The following is a 20,104-nucleotide window of genomic DNA, read 5'->3' as shown; positions in this document are numbered from 1 at the left end:
GGCACCTCACTGGCTCTCCCACGGCACCGACCGTTCCTGAATCTCGCCCGCCAGTGAGGTTTGCATGGCTTCTGCTGGATCGTCCGCGTTCGCGAGCGCCCACATCAGTTTGACTTTCGCCGTCCCGGGGAGCATATCCTCACCCTCGAGAACTCCCGCCGACAGCAGGTCGCGACCGGTGTCGTACACCCGGTCACACACGCGCCCCTCGAGACACTGACTGGTCATGACGACCGTCGTACCGTCCTCGACGAGCGACTCGACCTGCGGGATAAGGTCGGTGTGGACGTGTCCGAGCCCGGTGCCCTCGAGGACGAGGCCGGCAGAACCGGAAACCGCGTCGAGGAACGCAGGATCCATCCCGGGCGTGAACTTGACGAGTTCGACGGACTCCTCGAGGTCGGTGTCGACGTCCAGGTCGACGTCGCCGCGTTCGGTATAGTCCCCGGAGAGAGCGACGGTTTCGGTGTCGTAGTCGACCGTCCCCAGCGGCTCGCTGCCGACGGTCTCGAATGCATCCCGTCGGGAGGTGTGATTCTTCCGGACGCGGGTGCCCCGGTGGAGCGCGCAGGTGGTGTCGCTCTCGCTGGCATGCATGCAGACGAGTACCTCCGCGCAGTCGCTCTTCGCGGCTTCGACGGCACAGACGGCGTTCATCACGTTGTCCGAGGACGGCCGATCGGCCGAGCGCTGGCTGCCGGTGAAGACGACCGGGACGGGCGTCTCGAGCATGAACGCGAGCGCGGAGGCGGAGTACTGCATCGTGTCTGTACCGTGCATGACGACGACGCCGTCGGCCCCCAGTTCGATCTCCTCGGCCACCGCCGCCGCGAGATCCTGCCAGATCGGCGGCTCCATGTTCTCGGAGAGGATGTTCGCGACGACCCGGCCGCGGTAATTCGCCCGACCCGCGAGGTCGGGAACCGCCCGAAGGACGTCCTCGGCGTCGAACTGTGCCGTGACGGCACCAGTCCGATAGTCGACCGTGGAGGCGATGGTGCCGCCGGTCGAGATGAGCGAGATGGTTGGTAGCGAGTCGTCGAACTCGATTTCGGAAGTGCCATCGTCGCTCTGTGACGTCTCCACGTCGTAGACGTCCTCGGCGAGCAGTTCGAGGGCGGCTTCCTCGCGGTCGATTCCAACGTTGTACCCGCCCTCGAGTTTCACGACCAGGTGGTCGTCGGTGCTCGAGGGGAGCAACACGCCTTCGTACGTTCGATCCGCGCGCTCGACGCGGACGCGATCGCCTGGGGCTGGGGTCTGGCTCATAAATCAGGGTTTCGCGTCGGCGGACTTGAAAGCACGCTTTCACCGTCAGGTGCCGGACTTTGGGGTCGTGCCGTCACCAGAGCAGCCCGATCAGCACGACGACGACGCCGATCGTCAGCGACAGCGCGCCGCCGAGCACGCCGCCGTAAATGAGTGCGTCCATCCCCGTTTCTGTGACGGCGAGTCGCTCCAGGAGCGTTCGGGTACCGACCAGCAACGCGAGCCCGACGACGATGAGCGAGCAGCCAATCAGAACCAAGAAGAGATCCATAGCAACTCGTACAGATTCTCGAGAAGAAGAGGAGCTTGAAAAATCGGACGGTTCTGGGCCAATTTCGGTGCTACCCTGCCGGAATCGTCGACATCTGACCGCTACAGTACTCTATCCGACGTACGAGATCACGGAATAGCCGAGGAAGATCACGGCCAGTCCGCCGCCAGCGAGCGCGATGAGTAACCCGATGAGGCGCATCCTGTCGGTCATGAGCGTCGGGTACTCCGGCTGGCGCTCGAGGTTCGCCGTGAGTACGTACGCGAGCGTGCCGACGCCGAGTGCGAAGAGGCCGAACGTGAGTGTCGCGAGCGTCGCCATGTAGGTCGATACGAGTCGATCGAACGCGCGGTTCGCCTTAGGCTTTCTCCTCGACGTGACGAATCTCACACGCGATGCCGCGCGTGCTCTCGACCATCTCGCGACCGAACATCTCGGCGCGGCCGACACCGAACGCTCGTGGCCCCTCGACGATCACCTCGTCGCCGACGCGGATGTCGTCGTCGGCGTCGACGACGCCCGGTGCCAGGACGCTTCCCTGCGGGACGAAGCCGTCGATCTCGAGTCGTTTGACCGGGGCGTCGCTCTCGACCCATCGCTGTGCGCCCTCGAGGGTGAACGAGAGCGTGCCGTACTGGGGTACCATCGTGGCGAGCTGGGTTTCCTCGGGGTCGGTGTCCCGGATCTGGAGGCGTGGGTAGTGACTCGTCGTGGAGAACTCCTCGAACAGGTCGTCGCCGGCACCGTCGCCGAGCAGGTAGTCGGCAATGGCCCGGACGGTGTTGTGCTCGCGCTCGCGTTTCCGGTACGCTGACTCGCCCGAGAGGGCATCGCCCAGGGCCGCAAGCGAGTCGTCGTCGGTCGGATGGGCACCCGGCTCGACGGTGTAGGTCACCTCGAGATCGAGTTCGTCCTCGACCCGTCCGACGATGTCGCGGTAGCCTTCGTCCGGCACGTGGGCGATGATCCGTGGGTACTCGTTACGCTCGAGGTACCGCTCGAGGACGCGGGCGACGAAGTCCTTCTCGTCGGCCAACCAGCGTCCCGTGACGACGGTGTCGTAGTGCTGGGCCGGGTACGTCGTCTCGAGTTCCTGGGGGACGACGCCGATGGGCGAGGTCATCGAGACGAGGTGGCCGCGCCACTGGATCGTCCGATGGAACTGGCTGTGACTCTGGGACTCGCTGTAGGGTTTGCGGGCCGAACAGGGCACGAGGACGAGCGGGGCGTCGAACCGGTTTCGGTACCGGCCGGTCACCCGGTCGGCAAAGCGCTGGATCTCCACTCGACGGAGAGTGTCCTCGGTCGCCGCGTCGAGGTTCCCCGTCCGGAGGATCGGGGTGCGCTCCTCGAGATACCCCCACTGGGCGTCGAGTTCTCGCATCGCCGCGGTGAGCCACTGATCGTGGCGGGCTTGCCCCTCGATGTAGTCGCGCAGGCGACCGTCGCGGATGCGCTGGCGAACGATCGCGAGTTCGGCTGCGAGTGCGTTGCGGTTGTGGTCGGCGCAATCCTGTCGGGTGAACGCCGAGCGGGGCTGCTGACAGGCCGAACACGAGCAAGGCAACTCCTCGAGATCCTCGAGGAAATACGCCGACTCGGTGGTCAAATACTTCCCTCGTGTCCCTTCGACGATGGCTTTGGACGCGTCGACGCAGTCGACTCCGGCGTACGCGAGCAGGGCGACGTTTCGGGGTGTGGCGACGCCGGAGAAGATCAGGGCGGTATCGGCGGGAATCTCCTGTTTGACGTTCACGACGGCCTTGACGAGGGCCGCCCCGTGGCCGACGACCGACTGCACGTCGGAGACGGCGTAGGCGTCAGTGCCGTGGTCGGCGGGGGTCTCGCTCGAGACGACGGACACGCTCGGATAGGAGACGTCGGGGTAGTCGACGGCGAACGACTCCTGTACCTCGGGAGCCGTCCCGCCCGGGAAGCCGCGATAGGGGAGGACGGTCAGCGCGGAGTCGTCGCCTTCGGGGATCTCGCGGTCGGCGGCCCAGAGGGAGCCACCGTCTTCGAGCAGGTCGTCGACGAGTGCCGGCGTCGTCCGGGGGGTCTCGAGGCGGAGTTCGCCCAGTCGCGCGGCCCCGTCGCGCTCGTGAACCTCGAAGTACTCGGTCATACCAGCACACGGACGGGCAGCGTGAAAGAGGCTGTCGATACCGGGCGACCCTCGAGGGTAATCGGATAGCGGAATTGACCGCGGAACCAAACGGGTGGCTGGGCTCCCAGACCGGATTACCCGGCCGATGGTATTCGGACGCGAGTCAGCATTGTCGGGCCCTAATCCTGCGTTAAAAATCGATTCGCGATCGCGGGTCGCGCGGGGTACACGGGCCGAGGTCGCTTGTCGCTCGATTACTCGAGTTCGACGGTGACCTGGCCGTCGAACGTGAGCATGATCGACTGAGCGAGGTTGCCGAAAAGTGCCTTCCCTGTCGGGGAGCGTTTTCGGCCGACGAGGAAGATGTGATCACAGCCGTGTTCCGCGGCAGCGTCGAGGATGGCCGTCGCTTCCGTCTTCGCATCGACGATTTTGGGAACGACCTGGTAGTCGACGTCGGCGTCGAGATCGGCGAGTGCGTCGCGTGCAACCGTGTGTGCGATTCGGGTCAGTCGCTGTTCGGCCGTGTCGGTTCCGTACGCGGCGACGCGCTCGGCGCTGATCTGGCCGATTGCATCGCGCTCGGCGTTGACGTCCTCGGTCGACGTCAGCGGCAACAAGACGAGGTTGGTTCCCGATCCGGTGGCGAGTTCGCCGGCTGTTTCGAGGAGCGATCGGTGTCGGTCGGTGTCGTCGATGACGACGAGGCTGTTGTTCATACTCGAGATTACGATCGGGCATATGAAAGTTCTTGCGTGAAAACACAACTCATGGGAGTCCGTCACGTGGGTGTGTGAGGAACTCTCGCGGCTATGTTCTGCATAGTCTATGTGGAACAAAAATGGAGGGGAAGTGTCAGTAAGGGGGTAGAGAGTGGACAGTCAACGGTACACCGGCGGAGGCCGCCGCCAACCCAACGGCTTTCTTCATCCGGCCGGGAACTGCGGCTATGTCTGCACACGAGGATAGAGAGACCACGAACGATGCCCTCGAGGCCGCCCTCGGCTACGCATGGGGAGACGACCAGTCGTGGAATCTGCTCACGGAATTAACCCAGCTCGAGCACCGGATGGGGGGCTCACCGGGGGAATACGCTGCGGCGGATATCGTCGATGAGGCGTTTTCGGACGCTGGCGTCGCCGACGTCGAGACGCGCTCGTTCCCGATCCAGTACTGGGAGCGCGGCCACACCAGCCTGACTGTCACCGAGCCAGTCGAGCGAACGTTCGACGCGATTGCCCTCCCGTACTCGCCGCCCGGCGACCTCGAGGCCCCGCTGGTCGACGTCGGCTACGGGACGCCGAAGGAGATCGAGGAAGCCGGCGACGCCGTGGACGGCGCGATCGTCGTCGCGAGCACGACGACGCCGCCCGGCCAGCGCTTCGTCCATCGCATGGAGAAGTTCGGTCATGCCGTCGACGCGGGGGCAAAGGCGTTCCTCTTCGCCAATCACGTCCCCGGACAGCTACCGCCAACCGGCTCCCTGCGCTTCGACCGCGAGGCCGCCATGCCCGGCGTCGGCGTCAGCAGGGAGACCCACGACTGGCTCACCGACTACGCCGGCGGCGAGGAGACGGCGCGAGCGACACTCACAGTCGAGGCGTCGACAACACAGGGCTCGAGTCAGAACGTGGTCGGCACACTCGGCCCCGATACCGACGAGGAAATCGTCCTCCTCGGCCACTACGACGCCCACGATATCGCGGAGGGGGCCCTCGACAACGGCTGTGGCATCGCGACCGTACTGGGTGCCGCTTCGATCCTGGCCGAAATCGAGGACGACCTCGAGTGTCGCGTCCGCGTCGCCGGCGTGGGCAGCGAGGAGATCGGCCTACTCGGTGCGGCGGCGCTGGCCGACGACCTCGACCTCGAGTCCGTTCGGGCGGTCGTCAACGTCGACGGGGCGGGTCGGTTCCGAAATCTGAAGGCGTACTCCCACGCGTCGGAACCCCTCGCGGAGATGGCCACCGACGTGAGCGACCAGTGGGGACAGCCGATCGTTCACGACCCCGACCCGCACCCGTTCAGCGATCACTGGCCGTTCCTCCGGGCGGGCGTCCCGTCACTCCAGCTTCACAGCGAACCGGCCGACGGCGGCGAACGTGGCCGGGGCTGGGGTCACACGGCTGCCGATACGCGAGATAAAGTCGATCCGCGAAACCTTCGTGAGCACGCCATGCTGACGGCGCTTGTGACGCGAACGCTCACGAAACAGGAGCCCCCACGGGTGGAAGAACCGACATTGCGGGACGTACTGCTCGAGCAGGATTACGAGCCAGGGATGCGCGCCTCGGACATTTGGCCGGAGGCCTGGGGCTGAAAAAGAAATCGGAGACGTCGATCAGGCCTCCGGTGCACCCTCGAGAATCGCCGAACCACTCGAGGCGCCGATCCGCTCGGCACCAGCTTCGATCATGGCCATCGCCTCGTTGTAGCTGCCGACGCCGCCACTGGCTTTGACCGGCAGGTACTCGCTCATCAGCGAGACGTCTTCGACGGTCGCACCGCCATCGGCGAACCCGGTCGACGTTTTAACCATCGCTGCGCCTGCCGATTTCGCGGCCTCGCAGGCGTCGTGTTTCTGCTCGTCGGTCAGCAACGCCGTCTCGATGATCACCTTGACCGGGATGGGAACGGCGGCGACGAGTTCCTCGAGTTCGGCTTCGACGGTTTCCACGTCGCCCGCCTGGAGAAGGCCAACGTTGATCACGACGTCGAGTTCGTCAGCCCCGGCCTTCCAGGCGAGGACGCCCTCCCGGCGTTTCACGTCGTGATCGTTCTGGCCGTGTGGAAAGCCGATCACCGTCGCGAGGGTGACGTCCGGGTACGCTTCGGACGCCCTCTCGAGGGCATAGGGCGGAATACAGGCGTTCATCCCGTGTTCGTCGGCAACCTCGAGGACGGCGTCGATATCGGCCGGCGTCGTTTCGGGCCCGAGCACCGTGTGGTCGATCAGAGGGGCGAGTTCGCGTCGATCCATACCGGGTGTGACTCACTCACAGCGTAAAAAGGCGACCGGTACCGACCGGCTGGAACCCCCTCCTCGCGACGGCGCGCTTACGCCGCGACGGCGACCTCGAGTTCGTCGCGCTCGATGGCGAGACGGAACGTCGGCACCGTGCGGTACTCGACCTCGACGACGTCCTTGCGACGGAGGCTCTGTAATCCAGATCGCACCGATTCGACGTCAGGATCGATATCGAACGTCTCGCGCAGGTCGTGGAGGACTGACACGACACTCTGGGAGCGTTCCCCCGGTTCCGCGAGCACCTCGATGATCTGTGCGTGCAGTTCCGGCACGCGAACGCGCGAGGGCGGCCCTTCGTCCTCGGTGAGTTCGATGCCAGGTTCGACGTCGACCAGTTCGGCCGCTTCAGCGGTCGTCCGAATCAGGCTGTTGTCGTCACGAAAGTAGTAGTCCCCGAGTTCGTTCTCGAGGTAGCTGTGCACCTCGCTCCCACTTTCCAGCTCCCAGCGATCCTGTAACTCACTGTTTTTCGTCGGCTGTAACTCAACTACGTCCGCCAATCGATCGAGCGCCTCATCGGACAGCGTCATCCACGAATCACCTGTGGCTACGAGCGTTCGCTATTTCTGCGTTGCGCCACGGGACGCAGTGAGTCGAACCCACTTAGTCGCCGCCGTCGACGGCCGTCGCGTGTGAAAACACGAATTCTCGAAGCAGTTTTCCCGCGAGTGACGCGGCCTGTCCGTCGTCCCGGTCATTTACCTCGACGACGTCGAACCCCGTCGCCGCGGGTGCAACCACCCGCACGACCTCGCGCATCTCACGAGGCTCGAGCCCGAAAGGCTCCATCGTCCCCGTCCCAGGCGCATACGCCGGGTCAGCGCCGTCGATGTCGACGCTGAGGTAGGCTTCCCGGCCCGCGAGGCGGGACTCGAGTTCCGGGACGAAGTCGGCGACGTCCTCGGGTGAAACGACCGTGACGTCCGCTTCACTGGCTCGCTCCCACTCCGCTTCGTTGCCCGTGCGCGCGCCGAGGATGATCGCTTCCTCGACCTCGACGTCAGCGGTTGGCGCGTTCTCGAAGTCGGCCGCATCGAGGATGCGTCTGGTCACGCACGCGTGACTGAGTGGGTTACCATCGTACGCGCTCCGTAGGTCGAGGTGAGCGTCGAGACAGACGAACACGTCGGGGTCGACGGCGCCGACGCCCGCCGCAGTGACGGTGTGTTCGCCCCCGAGGGTGACCGGCACGGCCTCGTCCCAGACGGCGTCCCTGAGCGTTCCCTCGAGAAACTCGAGGTACTCCGAGACATCGTCCCAAGCGTGGATGTCACCCTCGTCGTGGACACCGCATTCAGTGAACCGCAAGCCCGTCCGGTGGTCGTAATCGTCGAACGTCTCCGAAAAGTGTCGAATGCGCCGGGGCCCGAATCGGGTTCCCGGCTGAAAGGTCGTCGATGCGTCGAGGGGCGCACCGACGATGACGAAGTTCGCCTCCGATCGATCGGCGGTCGCCCCGGGAAACATCAGACGATCTTGCGCTGGCCTTCCATCTCGAGGTACTCGATGTTGTCGTCCGGCGACGCGTCGACGTCGTCGGGGATCCGCATGGTGAACGTCTCGTAGCTCTCGAGGTCCATCACCTGCATGTCGTCGCCGTCGGTCGAGACGACTTGGCCCTGTTTGCGGTTGATGATCGGCACCCAGATCTTCGCGTCGACGGGCTGTGAGAGCGAGCGTTTCTTCCCGTCGAAGACGCCTTTGGCCTCGATGCGGGCCTTGGCGCTGCCGTGTTTGCCGGGTTTGGCTGTCGAGTAGGAGTTGATTTTGCACGCTGCGTCGTCGATGACGACGTAGCCGCCTTCTCCGAGGTCGCGAACTTCTTTCTGCTGTTTCGCCATACAGCGGGGTACTCAACCGAACGCCATAAAGGGATTGAAACTCGTTGCCCGGCGAGTCGGCTCGAGACGCCGTCGATCGTTCCCGGTGGGGTACAGGCAGTTCCCGGTTCCCAAACCAAAAACCATCTCCGATGAGTTCGCGAACGAAGAGCGAACGCTTTTGGAATCGCTCGCCAACTGTTGACCAGTCGATGCCCGAACTCCTGTTGGTCGCCGGAACGTTCGTGCTGGCCGCCGTCGCGACCGCCGCCTTGCTGATCGTGCGCAGTCGTCTCGATCGATCCCATAGCGACCGGATTCGTCGACTCGAGGAGTGCCTCGCCGAGAGCCACACGGTCGAACGGACGCACCTTGAGCGTCCGCCAGCGGTTCGCGAACTCGCGGTCGTCGAACGAATCGAAGACGACGAACCCGTGTACGTTCCGGTCGTTCGCGTCGAACTCGGGATGACCGATCCCCCGAGCATGGAACTCGTCTTCGAGTTCGTCGCGAGCGTGCTCGAGGCGATCCATCCCGTTCTCGAGGAGAAAGACGTCCGCGTCCGTCATTACGACGTCCAGTTCACCTTTGGGCCGAGCGGTCTATTCGTCTCGCGGCTCTGCCAGCGAGTGTCGATTCCGCCTGCCCTGGCCGACCGGTTATGTGCTGACGCGCGGTACCGACCGATCGACCTCCGACGGGACGTCGAGAGCGGTGACGACGGAGGGGACGAGACCGCACCGGTTCTCTGGGGAAGCTGTCGACCGTATCGGTCTCGAGGTGACTGAGAGGGTTCCTTGTAGCCACGTACCACGATCGCTGATCCCGGGTGAGCGATCGCCGGCACATCGTTACAACATTCCCTCCGTAGCGACTCCCCGATACCGACGTTTTCCCGATTGATCGTAGAGTCGAACGGAGCGTACCGGAACACAGTGACGACCATCGTTGTGAGAACAAACGAGGTGAGTTCCCCTGGATCCGTGTGTGCGACTTCTCGCCAGGAGTCGACGGGAACGATCCGCGATCAGGAAATGACGCGACCGACGCGCTCTAGCCCCTCTTCGAGTTCGTCCGTTGGTAATCCGAACCCGATCCGGAAGTAGCCGGGGAACCCGAACAGGTCGCCGGGTGCGAGAACCACACTCTCCTCCTCGACGACGGTTCGACAGAACTCGGTGCCGTTCTCGAACCCGTCGGGAACGGTCACGAAGCCGTTGACGCCGACCGGGTCGTACCACTCGAGTCCGTGGTCGTCGACGAACTCCCGCACGGTCGCTCGATGTTCGGCCGCGAGAGTGCGGTTTTCCTCGAGGATCGCGTCTTCCTGCTCGCCCAGCGCCTGTTTCGCGACGTGTTGACCGAATATCGACGGCGAGATGGTGGTGTAATCCTTCCACGTCCAGGCGGCCTCGATCACGTCGCGGTCGCCCACGAGCCAGCCGAACCGGGTGCCAGCGAGGCCGTAGGCTTTCGTCAGGCTGGTCGTCGAGAGTCCGTGTTCACCGAGGCTGGCGACCGGGGGCAACGGATTCTCGGCCAGTAAACGGTACACCTCGTCACAGAGGAGGTAGGCATCGTTGTCTTCGGCCAGGTCGTACAGCGCCTCGACGGTCTCGAGGGAGTGATAGCGCCCGGTCGGGTTGTTCGGGTTGTTGAGCACGATGACATCGGTTTCCGGGCGAATCGCCTCGGCAACGGCGTCAACGTCGAGTTCCCAGTTTGGCGGCTCGAGTGACACCTTGGTCACGTCTCCAAAAGCGTCCGGGACGGCGTGAAGCGCCTGATACGTGGGTGTGACCACCACCGCATGCGAGCGTTCGTCCTCGAGGATCGAGAGGAACGCCAGGAAGTTCGCCTCCTGGGTACCGACGGTGAAGAGCACTTCTTCGGGGTCGCGGTCGTACCGATCCGCCACCGCGGCGCGGAACTCGGGGTCGCCATCGGTCGGGATGACGTACCCGAGGTCGCCGGGGTCGGTGTCGAAACGGCTCGCCGGCAGGCTCCGGATGCCGCTCTCGGCAAGCATGATGTCCGCCTCGTGTTCGTACGCCGCGAACCAGCGCTCGAGGCCGAATGGTTCGATTTGCATACGCGGATGAGCGGGACGGGTGGGCAAAGAGGCACCGACTCCGGCAGCCTCGAGGTACCACAGACCACTTTGCGACCGGTTACCAGCGAAAGCCACTCGAACCCTCGGCGTTATCGGGATCGAGCGGACTCGTCGGCAACTCCTCTCCGACCGTCGGTTCGTTGTACGCCCGCGGGGCGACGTCGTTCGGCGAGTCCGGGTAGAACAGCGAGGCCAGCAGCTGAATCTGGCCCCGACCAACGCCGAGTTCGAACTGGCCGCCGCCGTAACACATAATCCCCGCCTCGGTGCAGTACTCGAGCGTCTCGAGCAGGGTCTCGAGCGAGCCGAACCGGGAGGGTTTGACGTTGAGCCACCGTGGTTCCCACGGGAGCGCCTCGATATCTGCCACGCCGTGGATCGGTGCGTCCCAGGACAGGCGCTCTCGGACGCCCTCGTCCTCGAGCACCGGTCTCGTCTCCGGCGTCACGGCAGGATCCTCGAGTACCGCGTTCGGAAAGGCATCGGCGAGTCGTCGATATAGCGCCGGATCCCCGGGCGCGTCGACGTCCGTCCCCTCGTACTGGCCTTTCAAATCGAGGATTCGAACCGCATCGGTCGCCGCCAGTCCGTCGATAACGTCGTCCGTCCAGTCCGACGTCGGATCCAGTTTGAGTTCGACGTCCGGGACGATCCTTCGGAGGTGGTCGATCCGTTCGAGCGTCGGCGGGTCGCCCAGTCGAGTGCTCGCGACGAACCGAACGGGACTGCGTTCGTGCTCTACGACGTCTGCCATCGTCGTTCCGGCCTGACGCAACGCCAGATCGAGCGCCGCGCTCTCGAACGCCCACCGTCGATAGTCGCGGAAGTCGTCTCTATCTGGCGATCCGGCCGGAAACAGGTCGACCTCGCTGAGCCTCTCGGAGAACGACTCGAGCGTGAACGCGCCCTCGAGTTTTCCGGTCGGGAGCCCCGTCTCGGCAATCGCATCGTGTTCGTCTCCGTCGTAGGTGACGTCCTCTCCGAGTCCAGTGACCGTCCCGTCGTCGGTACCTGCGCTTGTGTCAGAGCCTGAACTGGGCCCAGTGAGTGCAATCTCCGTCGTGACTCGCGTGAAGTCACTCGAGGTCTCGCGCTCGAGTCGCTGGTGGTCGACGTCGTCGATGCGAACTTCGAGGGCAGCGAGTCGGTCGTACGCCATACTGCACACTCGAGTGCCAGTGAGAAGAACGTTTGTCCGAGTACGACTCGAAGCGTGGGTGACGGTGGCGTCCCGAGATCAGTCCTCGCCCCGTCGCTCTCGAAGGTTCTGGCGGGTGAACTGCGGTTTGGCCCTGATCGAGCGCGGCCCGCGGAACGACCGGTACAGCAACACCGTCAACACGACCGAAAACACGGCGGCGACGACCGACGCTTCGGGCGCACCGAGCGCGTAGAGCACGCCCATCGAGAAGAGCGACATCGTTAACAACATCCCATACACGAGCCGTTTGGCGAGTTTTGCGAACACCCGGTCGGAGTCCTCGACGCCGATCCGGACGAACTGGTCGTCCCGCTCGAGTCGGTCGAGCGTTCGCTCGAGTTTTGGCGGCACGTTGATCACGGACTCGCCCGCCTGGCGAACCCGCCCCGCGGAGTCCTCGAGCACCCGCTGGATGGACTCCTCGCGGTAGCCCTGTTCGGTGAGATAGTCCGTCGCAGTCGCGATGAAGTCGAAATCGGAGTCGAGCGTCACGCAGACGCCTTCCACGACAGTCGCGACCCGCAACACGAGCGCGAGGTTCTTCGGCAGGCGAAACGGGAAGTCGTAGATCGAGTCCTCGATCTGGCCGACGATCTGCTGGACGCGGTACTGTTCGATAGCCTCGCCGCGGGCGTCCGCGATAGCCAGTTCCATCACCTCGGCCATCACCGCACGATCCGCCTCCGGGCTCAAGGTACCGATCTCGATCAGCGCGTCGAGGATGGCGTCGATGTCCTGGTTGGCGACCGCGATGTAGAACTCGACGATTTTCTCCTGGACGAACGGATCGACCCGACCGCTCATCCCGAAGTCGTAGAAGATGATCTGTCCCGAATCCGTCACGGCCAGATTACCCGGATGCGGGTCGGCGTGAAAGACGCCGTCGTCGATGATCATCTGCAGGTACGAGCGCTCGAGGTTCTCGGCAATCTGCTCCCGATCGATTCCCTTTCGATCCAGTTCAGCGACGTCGTTGATCTTCGTCCCGCCCAGGTACTCCATCGTGAGGACGCGCTCGCTCGAGTAGGCCTCGTACACCGACGGGATCACGAACCGATCGTCACCATCGAAGTTCGACCGGATCTCGGTGAGCATCGCCGCCTCCCGATCGTAGTCCATCTCCTCGCGAATCGTCTTCGCGAACTCGTCGGCGAGGTTCTCGAGGGAGAACGAGCGGGACTCGTCGACGAACCGCATCAGTATCGGGAGCGACCATCGAATCACCCGCAGATCAGCCTCGACCAGCGTCTCGATATCCGGGCGACGAATCTTGACGGCGACCGGTTCCCCGTCGATCGAGGCTCGATACACCTGACCCAGGCTGGCACCACTGATCGCCTCAGTGTCGAACTGGTCGAACCGTTCGTCCACCGGTCCGAGATCAGTCTCGAGGACTGGCCGAGCATCCGCCCAGTCGGCTGGTGGCACCTCGTCCTGTAACGCCGAGAGCACCTCGATGTATGCCGGTGGAAGAACGTCCGGGCGCGTCGACAGCAACTGCCCGAGTTTGATGAACGTCGGCCCCAGCGTGAGCAACGACTCGAGGAGCACCTCCGCACGGTGGCGATGCGTATCGGGGTCGACCCGTCGGGGTCGCCCAAAAAGCAGCCATCGTCGGCGGTCGCGGGCGTACGCCAGCAACAGCGGCAAGAAGTGCCAGGCGACGACGACGAACCGACGGTACGCGTGTAGGGTGGCCAGCTCAGGTCACCTCCGGTTAGCCGTCTCCGTCAGCTCGAGGTGAATCGGAGGGATCGTCGTCGCCCTCGTCCGGATCTTCATCCGCGACGACGTCGATTTTCGTTTCGTCCGCGGCCGATCGTTTCGGGAGGATCAACTCGAGCACCCCCCGGTCGACGGTCGCCTCGGCTTTGGCCTCCGTCGCATCGTTCGGAAGCGGGAGGTCGACGTCCAGAAACAGCGACCGGTTCTCCTCGAGGTAGTGGTACTCTCCGGGCAGATCCTTCTCTCGCCGGGCTTCGATCGTGATTCGGCCATTCTCGACGGCGACGTCGATCGTCTCGGCGGAGACGCCCGGCACGTCGACGACGAGCAAGTAGGCGTCCTCGCTCTCGAGAAGATCGAAGAACACGGCGTCGGAGAGGTCACCCAACGCGTCACGGAGCGCTGACATACCTACAGGTTCGAACGCCGATACGAAAAAGCCCGCGGTACCGGTCGCTCAGTGAACCCCTCCTAGGATCCCGAGGGGGAAGGGGACGGCGAGGACGAGTGCGAGGGCGACCAGTCCGACGAACGTCGACAAGAGCCCCGTGAACGCGACGCGACGGGCGGCCCGTGACTCCGAGACGTCGAAAATCACGAACGGTGGGCCGAACAACCGATGACGGAGCCACGCGGGCCAGCCGTCTCTCGCCGGCTCCGAGGCTTCGATGACGGCATTGACGTGGCCGACGTCCCGCGAGACGGTGGTATCGTGACGGGCGGTTCCCAGCACGTGTACCGACGCCCCGACGTCGAGCCGCCGCTCGCGGTAGCGGCGTGTCCGGCCCGTCGACAGCTCGAGCGGCCCGAGTGAAATCGAGGTATTCTCGTCCGAAATGTCCTCGTCCGACGCGATGAACCGAGCGATCGGTTCCGGTGGCTCGTCACCACCCTTGACCCGAATCGAGCTGTCCCTGGTCAGTCGAAAGCGGGCACCATCGGGATTGACGAGGACGGAACCCGACCGATCCTCGAGTCGGAACGGCACCCAGTAGGTCGCGCTATCGATGTCGACCCATTTCGTGTTACTCCCGTGTTTGCTCGAACGCGATCGCTTCTCTTCGATCGTATACGAAAACGCGACGCAGTCGGTGTGGGTGAACGGCGATTCGATAACGTCGTTCTCGACGGCAACGGTTCCAGCGAGTTCGACCGACCCACCGTTCGTTGCGTCGAGAACAGTATCGGGATCGGTGCCGTAGATTCGATAGGCCAGACGGAGTTCCCAGAGGCCGTACCCGAGAAAGGCGATAGCAGCAATGAGGCCGAGGGCGAGGAGGGTGACAACCAGCGTCGGCATACCCATCCGTTAACACCGAGTGATAGAAAAATGATCGGTCTGTGCGAGCAACCAATCCGACACCGGCCCGGGACACATCCCCGCACGCTTTTGCCTATCGGCCCCACCCCTCAACGTATGGAGGGTGCCGACCACGACCGCAGGAAATCGGGGTTCAAAGTTCGAACCCGTGTCGAAGACGCTCGCTCGATCCTCGAGACGGCACTCGAGGATCGAACCGTCAGCTGTGAGCACGAACGCGTCCCGCTCGAGCGCGCCGACGGTCGGGTGCTGGCCGAATCGATCACCGCCGAGGTGAACGTCCCGCACTACGAGCGAGCCGCGATGGACGGCTACGGGGTGCGAGCGGCGGACACCTTCGGGGCGACCGAGCGCTCGCCCGCGGTGCTCCGCCTCGAGGACGAGGCCGACGCCGACACGTCGGTCGAACCGGAAACCGCTCGCCGCGTCCACACCGGGAGCGCCCTTCCCGAGGGTGCCGACGCCGTCGTCATGCTCGAACACACCGAGTCGCTCGAGTCGGTTGGCGAACTCGAGGTGCTCGACGGCGTCGCGGTGGGGGAAAACGTCGCTCCAGTCGGCGAGGACGTGAAAGCGGGTCAGCATCTCTACGGTCCCGGCCACCGACTCCGGCCCTCGGATCTCGGCCTGTTGCGCTCGGCCGGCGTTCGAACCCCGCTCGTCGCCTGTCGCCCGACCGTCGGTGTGATCCCGACCGGAGAAGAGGTCGTCCAGGCCGATCCGGCGCCCGGCGAAGTGATCGAGACGAACGGGCTCACCGTCTCTCGACTCGTCGAGCGGTGGGGCGGACGTTCGACGCACCGGGAGGTCGTCACCGACGACCCCGAGGCGCTTCGGGTGGCGATCGAGCGCGACCTGACGAAGGACGTCGTCGTCACCACCGGCGGCTCGTCGGTAGGCCAGCGAGACCTCCTCCCGGAGGTGATCGACGATCTGGGCGAGGTACTCGTCCACGGTGTCGCGCTGAAACCAGGTCACCCGGTCTGTCTCGGTATCGTCGAGGAGACGCCGGTGCTCGCGCTTCCCGGCTACCCCGTCGCCTGCATCATCAACGCGGTACAGTTCCTCCGACCGGTGCTGTCGTGGGTGCAGGGAACCGTTCCGACGCCCCACCCGACCGTCGAGGCGCGCCTCGAGCGCAAGATTCCGAGTGAGCCTGGGACGCGGACGTTCGCTCGGGTGTCACTCGAGTCGGTATCGGAGGATTCGGAATCGGACGGTTCGAACTCGGGTGGGTCGACGGAGGGCGAGGTGGTTGCCGTGCCAACTCGAGCGAGCGGGTCGGGCGTTCTCTCGAGCGTTGCCCTCGCGGACGGCTGGGTCGTCGTTCCAGAGTCCAGCGAGGGAATTCCAGCGGGCGAGGTAGTGACGGTGGAGTGCTGGGAGCCGTCGTGGTAGAGGGGCAGACAGGCGACACTGCACACCGTCTTCATCACGGGCCACCGTGTCGCACAGCCGCGGCATGACCCGTGTCTCGAGTTAGCGCATGGGTGGTCTGCCTCGCTATCGTATATAAACAGGCGGCCGTCAGACCGGCCCGCCGGCGACTGTCGAGGTGAGAGCAGATCGTGTGAAACGCCACGAAAGCACTCGACGTTTTTATCCCCCGTCCCCAAACGGCGTCCATGGAACGCAAGGAATTTCGGGATCTGGCGACGCCGGCGGAGGCTCACGAGGCGATCCGTTCGCTGTCGCTCGAGGCCGGAATCGAACGCGTCCCGCTCGCCGAAGCGCGCGGACGGGTGTTGGTGGCACGGATGGACGCCGAACTGGACGTGCCGGGGTTCGACCGGGCGAGCCTCGACGGGTACGCCCTCCGGGCACCCGATACGTTCGGGGCTGACGAGGCCGACCCGGCCACGCTAGAACTGGTCGGTGCAGTGCACGCCGGGGAGGAACCTGGGGTAACGGTCGGTACGGGGGAGGCGGTCGAAATTTCGACGGGAGCGGTGATGCCGGACGGTGCGGACGCGATGGTGCCGGTCGAACGAACGGACGAGGACGGGGAGACGGTACTCGTCCGAACCAGCGTGGCCCCGGGAGACAACGTCATGTTCGCGGGAGCGGATGTGGCCGCAGGTGAACGGGCACTCGGCCCCGGCACGCGACTGACGCCGCGGGAGATTGGGTTACTCTCGGCGCTCGGAATCGACGAGGTTCCCGTCCGCGCTCGCCCGCGGGTCGGCATCATCTCGACGGGCGACGAACTCGTTCGCCCAGGTGGCGACCTCGAGAGCGCACGCGGCGAGATCTACGACGTCAATAGCTACACCATTGCGGCGGGCGTCGAGGAAGCGGGGGGCGAGGCGGTGGTGTATCCACACGCCGGGGATGAGCAGGCGGAGATGGAACGCCTCTTGCGCCAGGCGGCCGACGAGTGCGACCTCGTCCTCTCGTCGGGATCGACGAGCGCGAGCGCCGTCGATGTCATCTATCGCGTTATCGAGGAACAGGGCGAACTGTTGCTCCACGGGGTGAGTGTCAAACCGGGCAAGCCGATGCTCGTGGGTCGTCTCGAGGGTGGTTCGTCGAACGACCCGGCCGGTGAGGCGTCGAGCGGTTCTGTCGACGGTGAGGGCTCGAGCGTCGCTGGTGGAAACTCGGCGTACGTCGGTCTCCCTGGCTATCCGGTCTCCGCGATGATGGTGTTCCGAACCTTCGTCGCGCCAGCGCTCCGAGAGGCTGCCGGGCTTCCCGAACCCGAAACGGCGACGCGAACGGGTCGGTTGGCGCGAGAAGAACGCTCAGAGCAGGGTCGCCATCGGCTCGTTCCCGTCGGGATCACGACCGATGGGGACGGCTCGACGCTGGTCTACCCCGTCGATAAGGGGAGCGGGGCGACGACGAGCCTCGCCGAGGCCGACGGGGTCGTCGAGGTCGACGCCGACACCGACTACCTCGAGGCCGGGGAGACGGTCGAGGTGCGGTTGTTCTCGCCGGACAGTCGGCCGCCCACGCTCTTTGGCGTCGGCGAGGACGACCCGACGATGAATCGGATACTGGATCGACTCGAGCACCCCCGGTATCTCGCCATCGGATCGCGACCGGCGCTCCGTCGCCTTCGAGACGGTGTGCCGGACGTCGCCGTCGTGGCCGGGCCACTCGAGCGCACGGTCGACCACGTGGAACTCGGTTCCTGGACGCGCGAGTGGGGGTTGATCGTTCCGCCAGGGAATCCCGGCGATGTGCAGGGGGTTTTCGACCTTCTCGACCGCGACCTCCGGTTCGTCAATCGGACGACCGATTCCGGATTGCGAACCAGCTTCGACGCTACCCTGGAAACCACCGCCGACCGCCGAGGAAGCTCACGTCGGGAGCTCGCGTCGGCGATTGCGGGATACGATATCGGCTTGCGTGCCCACGAGAGCCCCGCACGCCGTGTGATCGCCGGCGAGGCCGACGTGGCACTCGGGCTTCGTGAGACGGCGACCCATCTCGGTCTCGAGTTCGTCCCAATCGACGAGCAGTCCGTTCGCGTGCTCGTTGCCCCCGACCGCACGGACAAACCCGGCGTCAGTGAACTCGAGTCAGCAGTATCTCAGATGAACCAATAAGTCGGTGTGACGGTCTCTCGAGCCTGATAGTCGCCTTTCTCGAAGTAGCAGTTTTACGGCTCAGCGATGTAGACAGAGTGATGTCGACGATAGCCGAGTTTCAGATTCCGGCGTCGGACATGGCGATGTCTTCGACGCTCGAGGCTGCCCCGGAGGCGACCCTCGAGCTCGAGTCATCGGTATCAAAGACGCTCCCGTCGCTATGGGTCTCTGGTGCGACCTGTGAGACGATCGAGCGAGCGTTCGCTGGCGATCCAACGGTCGAATCGTTCGAACTCGTCGCGAGTTCGGACGATCGATTGCTGTACGACGTGGATTGTGAGCGGGCCCAGCGTCGCTACGACGAGTTGCTCACCTCCGGTGGCTCGCTGCTCGAAGGGCGTGGCGTCGACGGGTGGTGGCAGTTCAAGATGCGCTTTCGCTCGCGCGAAGACCTCGTCGACACCCACGAGCGTCTCGAGGAGCAAGGCGTCACGGTCGACCTCATCCGGGTCACGGACGTGACGACGGTGTCGACGGCGAACACGCGGCTGACTCCGGAGCAACACGAGGCGCTGACGGCCGCGTTCGAAAAGGGGTATTTCAAGATCCCGCGCCAGATTTCGATGGAGGAACTCGCTAGCGAACTGGGAATCTCCCACCAGGCACTCTCCGAGCGGTTGCGCCGGGCGTACGGCACGCTTGTCGATGCGGAGGTACAACCGGCGAACGAACAGTCGAACAGCTAACTGTTGTTTTCACTCGAGTTGGCGGCCCAGCCGTGGCAGTCACCGCCAGCAGTCGTCGCAAGCCGACCTCGCTGACGATACCGCACGCGACGATCTGTATCGCTGACGACACCGTCCACGACAACTAGTAACGTCCACGACGATCAGTAACGCTGGCCACGCCGTCCGCAACGATCAGTACGGTCAGAACAGTTCGTCGAACGACTGCACGCGATAGTCACCGAGGACACACTGGCCACGTCTGTCGTGACCGACGCGCTCGATGTGGATTGCATCGAGGCCAGCGTTCCAGGCGGCCCCGACGTCGTTCGCACCGTCGCCCGCCAGCACGCCGTGGTGGCCGTTTCCGACGACCCCCAGATCGGCCATCACCGACTGCACTGGCTCGGGATCCGGCTTCCACCCCGTCTGTTCGGTACAACAGAGCGTGACGTCGAACCAGTCACGAATGTTGAGGTGGTCTAACACCGGATCGGCCAGGAACTGCTGGCAGTGCGTGACCAGTCCGACCGGTGTCTCGAGATCGGCGACGAAGGCGGCGTCCTCGTGGAGGTAGGTGAGTTCGGCCCGCCGCTGTGGATCCTCCTCGGCGTGGAATGCCTCCCAGAACGCATCGGGATCGATTCCCCACGCCAGGAGCTGTGCATTGCGGGAACCAGTCAGTCCGTTCCACAGGATGTCGGCTTCCCGATCGGTGAACGACCGTTCGAGTCGACGACCGACTCGGTCGAACACCTCCCGGGTGTATCCCCACTCGACGTCGACCAGCGTGCCGTCGAGATCGAGCAACCAGAAGTCGTACTCATCGACCATTCGGATAGTTCACTTAACGCTCCAGAAGTAAGTGGCTATCGCTCGAGCGTGTAGTAGCCACTGCACGTCATTGGACACCTGATCGCCAGCCGTGGGCGATCAGTGTGTGAACCGTTTCAGTGCTTCCGATAGCGTGCGAACGGCTCACCGTCGG

Annotated in this window: 20 protein-coding genes; 5 read left to right on the top strand and 15 right to left on the bottom strand. The window is 64.6% G+C overall.

Annotation, left to right across the window (positions count from 1 at the left end; all coding sequences use genetic code 11):
- Window positions 1-6 precede the first annotated feature (6 nt).
- From gatD to NGM68_RS06550, 5 genes are all read right to left on the bottom strand, one after another.
- Entirely contained in the window at window positions 7-1,269 is a 1,263-nt protein-coding gene (gatD, locus tag NGM68_RS06570; RefSeq protein ID WP_252700845.1) for a Glu-tRNA(Gln) amidotransferase subunit GatD, read from the bottom strand.
- 73 nt (window positions 1,270-1,342) lie between these two features.
- Complete coding sequence (locus NGM68_RS06565; protein ID WP_252700844.1) at window positions 1,343-1,540, bottom strand: hypothetical protein; 198 nt, start codon at window positions 1,538-1,540, stop codon at window positions 1,343-1,345.
- A gap of 111 nt (window positions 1,541-1,651) precedes the next feature.
- On the bottom strand, window positions 1,652-1,861 hold the full coding sequence (locus NGM68_RS06560) for a hypothetical protein (RefSeq protein WP_252700843.1): 210 nt from the start codon (window positions 1,859-1,861) through the stop codon (window positions 1,652-1,654).
- A gap of 37 nt (window positions 1,862-1,898) precedes the next feature.
- Window positions 1,899-3,665, bottom strand: a complete 1,767-nt coding sequence (gene arcS, locus NGM68_RS06555) for an archaeosine synthase subunit alpha (protein ID WP_252700842.1) — start codon at window positions 3,663-3,665, stop codon at window positions 1,899-1,901.
- Window positions 3,666-3,901: 236 nt separating this feature from the next.
- Window positions 3,902-4,366, bottom strand: coding sequence for a universal stress protein (locus tag NGM68_RS06550; protein WP_252700841.1), 465 nt, complete (start codon window positions 4,364-4,366; stop codon window positions 3,902-3,904).
- A gap of 230 nt (window positions 4,367-4,596) precedes the next feature.
- Here NGM68_RS06550 and NGM68_RS06545 point away from each other — a divergent pair, with 230 nt between their 5' ends.
- Window positions 4,597-5,967, top strand: a complete 1,371-nt coding sequence (locus NGM68_RS06545) for a M28 family metallopeptidase (protein WP_252700840.1) — start codon at window positions 4,597-4,599, stop codon at window positions 5,965-5,967.
- A 21-nt stretch (window positions 5,968-5,988) separates the two neighbouring features.
- On the opposite strand, the gene deoC is transcribed toward NGM68_RS06545, so the two are convergent.
- The 4 genes from deoC to NGM68_RS06525 form a co-directional block, all read right to left on the bottom strand.
- Entirely contained in the window at window positions 5,989-6,627 is a 639-nt protein-coding gene (gene deoC, locus NGM68_RS06540; RefSeq protein WP_252700839.1) for a deoxyribose-phosphate aldolase, read from the bottom strand.
- A 77-nt stretch (window positions 6,628-6,704) separates the two neighbouring features.
- Window positions 6,705-7,205 (bottom strand): DUF5797 family protein, encoded by a 501-nt coding sequence (locus NGM68_RS06535; protein ID WP_252700838.1) that lies wholly within the window; start codon window positions 7,203-7,205, stop codon window positions 6,705-6,707.
- Window positions 7,206-7,278: 73 nt separating this feature from the next.
- The gene (speB, locus tag NGM68_RS06530; RefSeq protein ID WP_252700837.1) at window positions 7,279-8,142 is read right to left on the bottom strand and encodes an agmatinase; all 864 of its coding nucleotides are present in this window, start codon (window positions 8,140-8,142) and stop codon (window positions 7,279-7,281) included.
- A complete protein-coding gene (locus tag NGM68_RS06525; RefSeq protein WP_252700836.1) occupies window positions 8,142-8,516 on the bottom strand; it encodes a translation initiation factor IF-5A in 375 nt (124 codons plus the stop codon). The genes speB and NGM68_RS06525 overlap by 1 nt, the downstream gene beginning before the upstream one ends.
- A 191-nt stretch (window positions 8,517-8,707) precedes the next feature.
- On the opposite strand from NGM68_RS06525, the gene NGM68_RS06520 reads away from it, so the two are divergent.
- On the top strand, window positions 8,708-9,283 hold the full coding sequence (locus NGM68_RS06520) for a hypothetical protein (protein ID WP_252700835.1): 576 nt from the start codon (window positions 8,708-8,710) through the stop codon (window positions 9,281-9,283).
- Window positions 9,284-9,522: 239 nt separating this feature from the next.
- Here NGM68_RS06520 and NGM68_RS06515 read toward each other — a convergent pair whose 3' ends face one another.
- The 5 genes from NGM68_RS06515 to NGM68_RS06495 all read right to left on the bottom strand — a co-directional run bounded on the left by NGM68_RS06515 (window position 9,523) and on the right by NGM68_RS06495 (window position 14,834).
- A complete protein-coding gene (locus NGM68_RS06515; RefSeq protein ID WP_252700834.1) occupies window positions 9,523-10,587 on the bottom strand; it encodes an aminotransferase class I/II-fold pyridoxal phosphate-dependent enzyme in 1,065 nt (354 codons plus the stop codon).
- A gap of 79 nt (window positions 10,588-10,666) precedes the next feature.
- Complete coding sequence (locus NGM68_RS06510; RefSeq protein ID WP_252700833.1) at window positions 10,667-11,767, bottom strand: enolase-like domain-containing protein; 1,101 nt, start codon at window positions 11,765-11,767, stop codon at window positions 10,667-10,669.
- 78 nt (window positions 11,768-11,845) lie between these two features.
- A complete protein-coding gene (locus NGM68_RS06505; protein ID WP_252701390.1) occupies window positions 11,846-13,450 on the bottom strand; it encodes an ABC1 kinase family protein in 1,605 nt (534 codons plus the stop codon).
- Between the two features lie 76 nt (window positions 13,451-13,526).
- Window positions 13,527-13,943 (bottom strand): Hsp20/alpha crystallin family protein, encoded by a 417-nt coding sequence (locus NGM68_RS06500; protein ID WP_252700832.1) that lies wholly within the window; start codon window positions 13,941-13,943, stop codon window positions 13,527-13,529.
- 48 nt (window positions 13,944-13,991) lie between these two features.
- On the bottom strand, window positions 13,992-14,834 hold the full coding sequence (locus NGM68_RS06495; protein WP_252700831.1) for a GIDE domain-containing protein: 843 nt from the start codon (window positions 14,832-14,834) through the stop codon (window positions 13,992-13,994).
- 117 nt (window positions 14,835-14,951) lie between these two features.
- On the opposite strand from NGM68_RS06495, the gene NGM68_RS06490 reads away from it, so the two are divergent.
- The 3 genes from NGM68_RS06490 to NGM68_RS06480 all read left to right on the top strand — a co-directional run bounded on the left by NGM68_RS06490 (window position 14,952) and on the right by NGM68_RS06480 (window position 19,137).
- Window positions 14,952-16,253: a molybdopterin molybdotransferase MoeA gene (locus NGM68_RS06490; RefSeq protein WP_252700830.1), complete on the top strand. Its 1,302-nt coding sequence runs from the start codon at window positions 14,952-14,954 to the stop codon at window positions 16,251-16,253.
- 227 nt (window positions 16,254-16,480) lie between these two features.
- The gene (locus NGM68_RS06485; RefSeq protein ID WP_252700829.1) at window positions 16,481-18,409 is read left to right on the top strand and encodes a molybdopterin biosynthesis protein; all 1,929 of its coding nucleotides are present in this window, start codon (window positions 16,481-16,483) and stop codon (window positions 18,407-18,409) included.
- An 80-nt stretch (window positions 18,410-18,489) separates the two neighbouring features.
- Window positions 18,490-19,137: a helix-turn-helix domain-containing protein gene (locus NGM68_RS06480; RefSeq protein WP_252700828.1), complete on the top strand. Its 648-nt coding sequence runs from the start codon at window positions 18,490-18,492 to the stop codon at window positions 19,135-19,137.
- A 183-nt stretch (window positions 19,138-19,320) separates the two neighbouring features.
- Here the strand turns inward: NGM68_RS06480 and NGM68_RS06475 are convergent, their stop codons facing one another.
- Complete coding sequence (locus NGM68_RS06475; RefSeq protein ID WP_252700827.1) at window positions 19,321-19,950, bottom strand: HAD family hydrolase; 630 nt, start codon at window positions 19,948-19,950, stop codon at window positions 19,321-19,323.
- Window positions 19,951-20,104 lie beyond the last annotated feature (154 nt).

Origin of the sequence: Natronosalvus vescus (genome assembly GCF_023973145.1) — an archaeon.
GTDB lineage: Archaea > Halobacteriota > Halobacteria > Halobacteriales > Natrialbaceae > Natronosalvus > Natronosalvus vescus.
The sequence above is the reverse complement of the archived record's forward strand: the minus strand, read 5'-3'. Positions and strand labels throughout refer to the sequence as shown.

Bases quoted from the DNA above. Each gene is read 5' to 3' on its own strand.
- deoC (WP_252700839.1), bottom strand. From the start codon at position 6,627: ATGGATCGACGCGAACTCGCCCCTCTGATCGACCACACGGTGCTCGGG.
- NGM68_RS06515 (WP_252700834.1), bottom strand. From the start codon at position 10,587: ATGCAAATCGAACCATTCGGCCTCGAGCGCTGGTTCGCGGCGTACGAA.
- arcS (WP_252700842.1), bottom strand. From the start codon at position 3,665: ATGACCGAGTACTTCGAGGTTCACGAGCGCGACGGGGCCGCGCGACTG.
- NGM68_RS06495 (WP_252700831.1), bottom strand. From the start codon at position 14,834: ATGCCGACGCTGGTTGTCACCCTCCTCGCCCTCGGCCTCATTGCTGCT.
- NGM68_RS06545 (WP_252700840.1), top strand. From the start codon at position 4,597: ATGTCTGCACACGAGGATAGAGAGACCACGAACGATGCCCTCGAGGCC.
- NGM68_RS06500 (WP_252700832.1), bottom strand. From the start codon at position 13,943: ATGTCAGCGCTCCGTGACGCGTTGGGTGACCTCTCCGACGCCGTGTTC.
- NGM68_RS06510 (WP_252700833.1), bottom strand. From the start codon at position 11,767: ATGGCGTACGACCGACTCGCTGCCCTCGAAGTTCGCATCGACGACGTC.
- NGM68_RS06560 (WP_252700843.1), bottom strand. From the start codon at position 1,861: ATGGCGACGCTCGCGACACTCACGTTCGGCCTCTTCGCACTCGGCGTC.
- NGM68_RS06485 (WP_252700829.1), top strand. From the start codon at position 16,481: ATGGAACGCAAGGAATTTCGGGATCTGGCGACGCCGGCGGAGGCTCAC.
- speB (WP_252700837.1), bottom strand. From the start codon at position 8,142: ATGTTTCCCGGGGCGACCGCCGATCGATCGGAGGCGAACTTCGTCATC.
- NGM68_RS06525 (WP_252700836.1), bottom strand. From the start codon at position 8,516: ATGGCGAAACAGCAGAAAGAAGTTCGCGACCTCGGAGAAGGCGGCTAC.
- NGM68_RS06550 (WP_252700841.1), bottom strand. From the start codon at position 4,366: ATGAACAACAGCCTCGTCGTCATCGACGACACCGACCGACACCGATCG.
- NGM68_RS06480 (WP_252700828.1), top strand. From the start codon at position 18,490: ATGTCGACGATAGCCGAGTTTCAGATTCCGGCGTCGGACATGGCGATG.
- NGM68_RS06475 (WP_252700827.1), bottom strand. From the start codon at position 19,950: ATGGTCGATGAGTACGACTTCTGGTTGCTCGATCTCGACGGCACGCTG.
- NGM68_RS06520 (WP_252700835.1), top strand. From the start codon at position 8,708: ATGCCCGAACTCCTGTTGGTCGCCGGAACGTTCGTGCTGGCCGCCGTC.
- NGM68_RS06490 (WP_252700830.1), top strand. From the start codon at position 14,952: ATGGAGGGTGCCGACCACGACCGCAGGAAATCGGGGTTCAAAGTTCGA.
- NGM68_RS06565 (WP_252700844.1), bottom strand. From the start codon at position 1,540: ATGGATCTCTTCTTGGTTCTGATTGGCTGCTCGCTCATCGTCGTCGGG.
- NGM68_RS06535 (WP_252700838.1), bottom strand. From the start codon at position 7,205: ATGACGCTGTCCGATGAGGCGCTCGATCGATTGGCGGACGTAGTTGAG.
- gatD (WP_252700845.1), bottom strand. From the start codon at position 1,269: ATGAGCCAGACCCCAGCCCCAGGCGATCGCGTCCGCGTCGAGCGCGCG.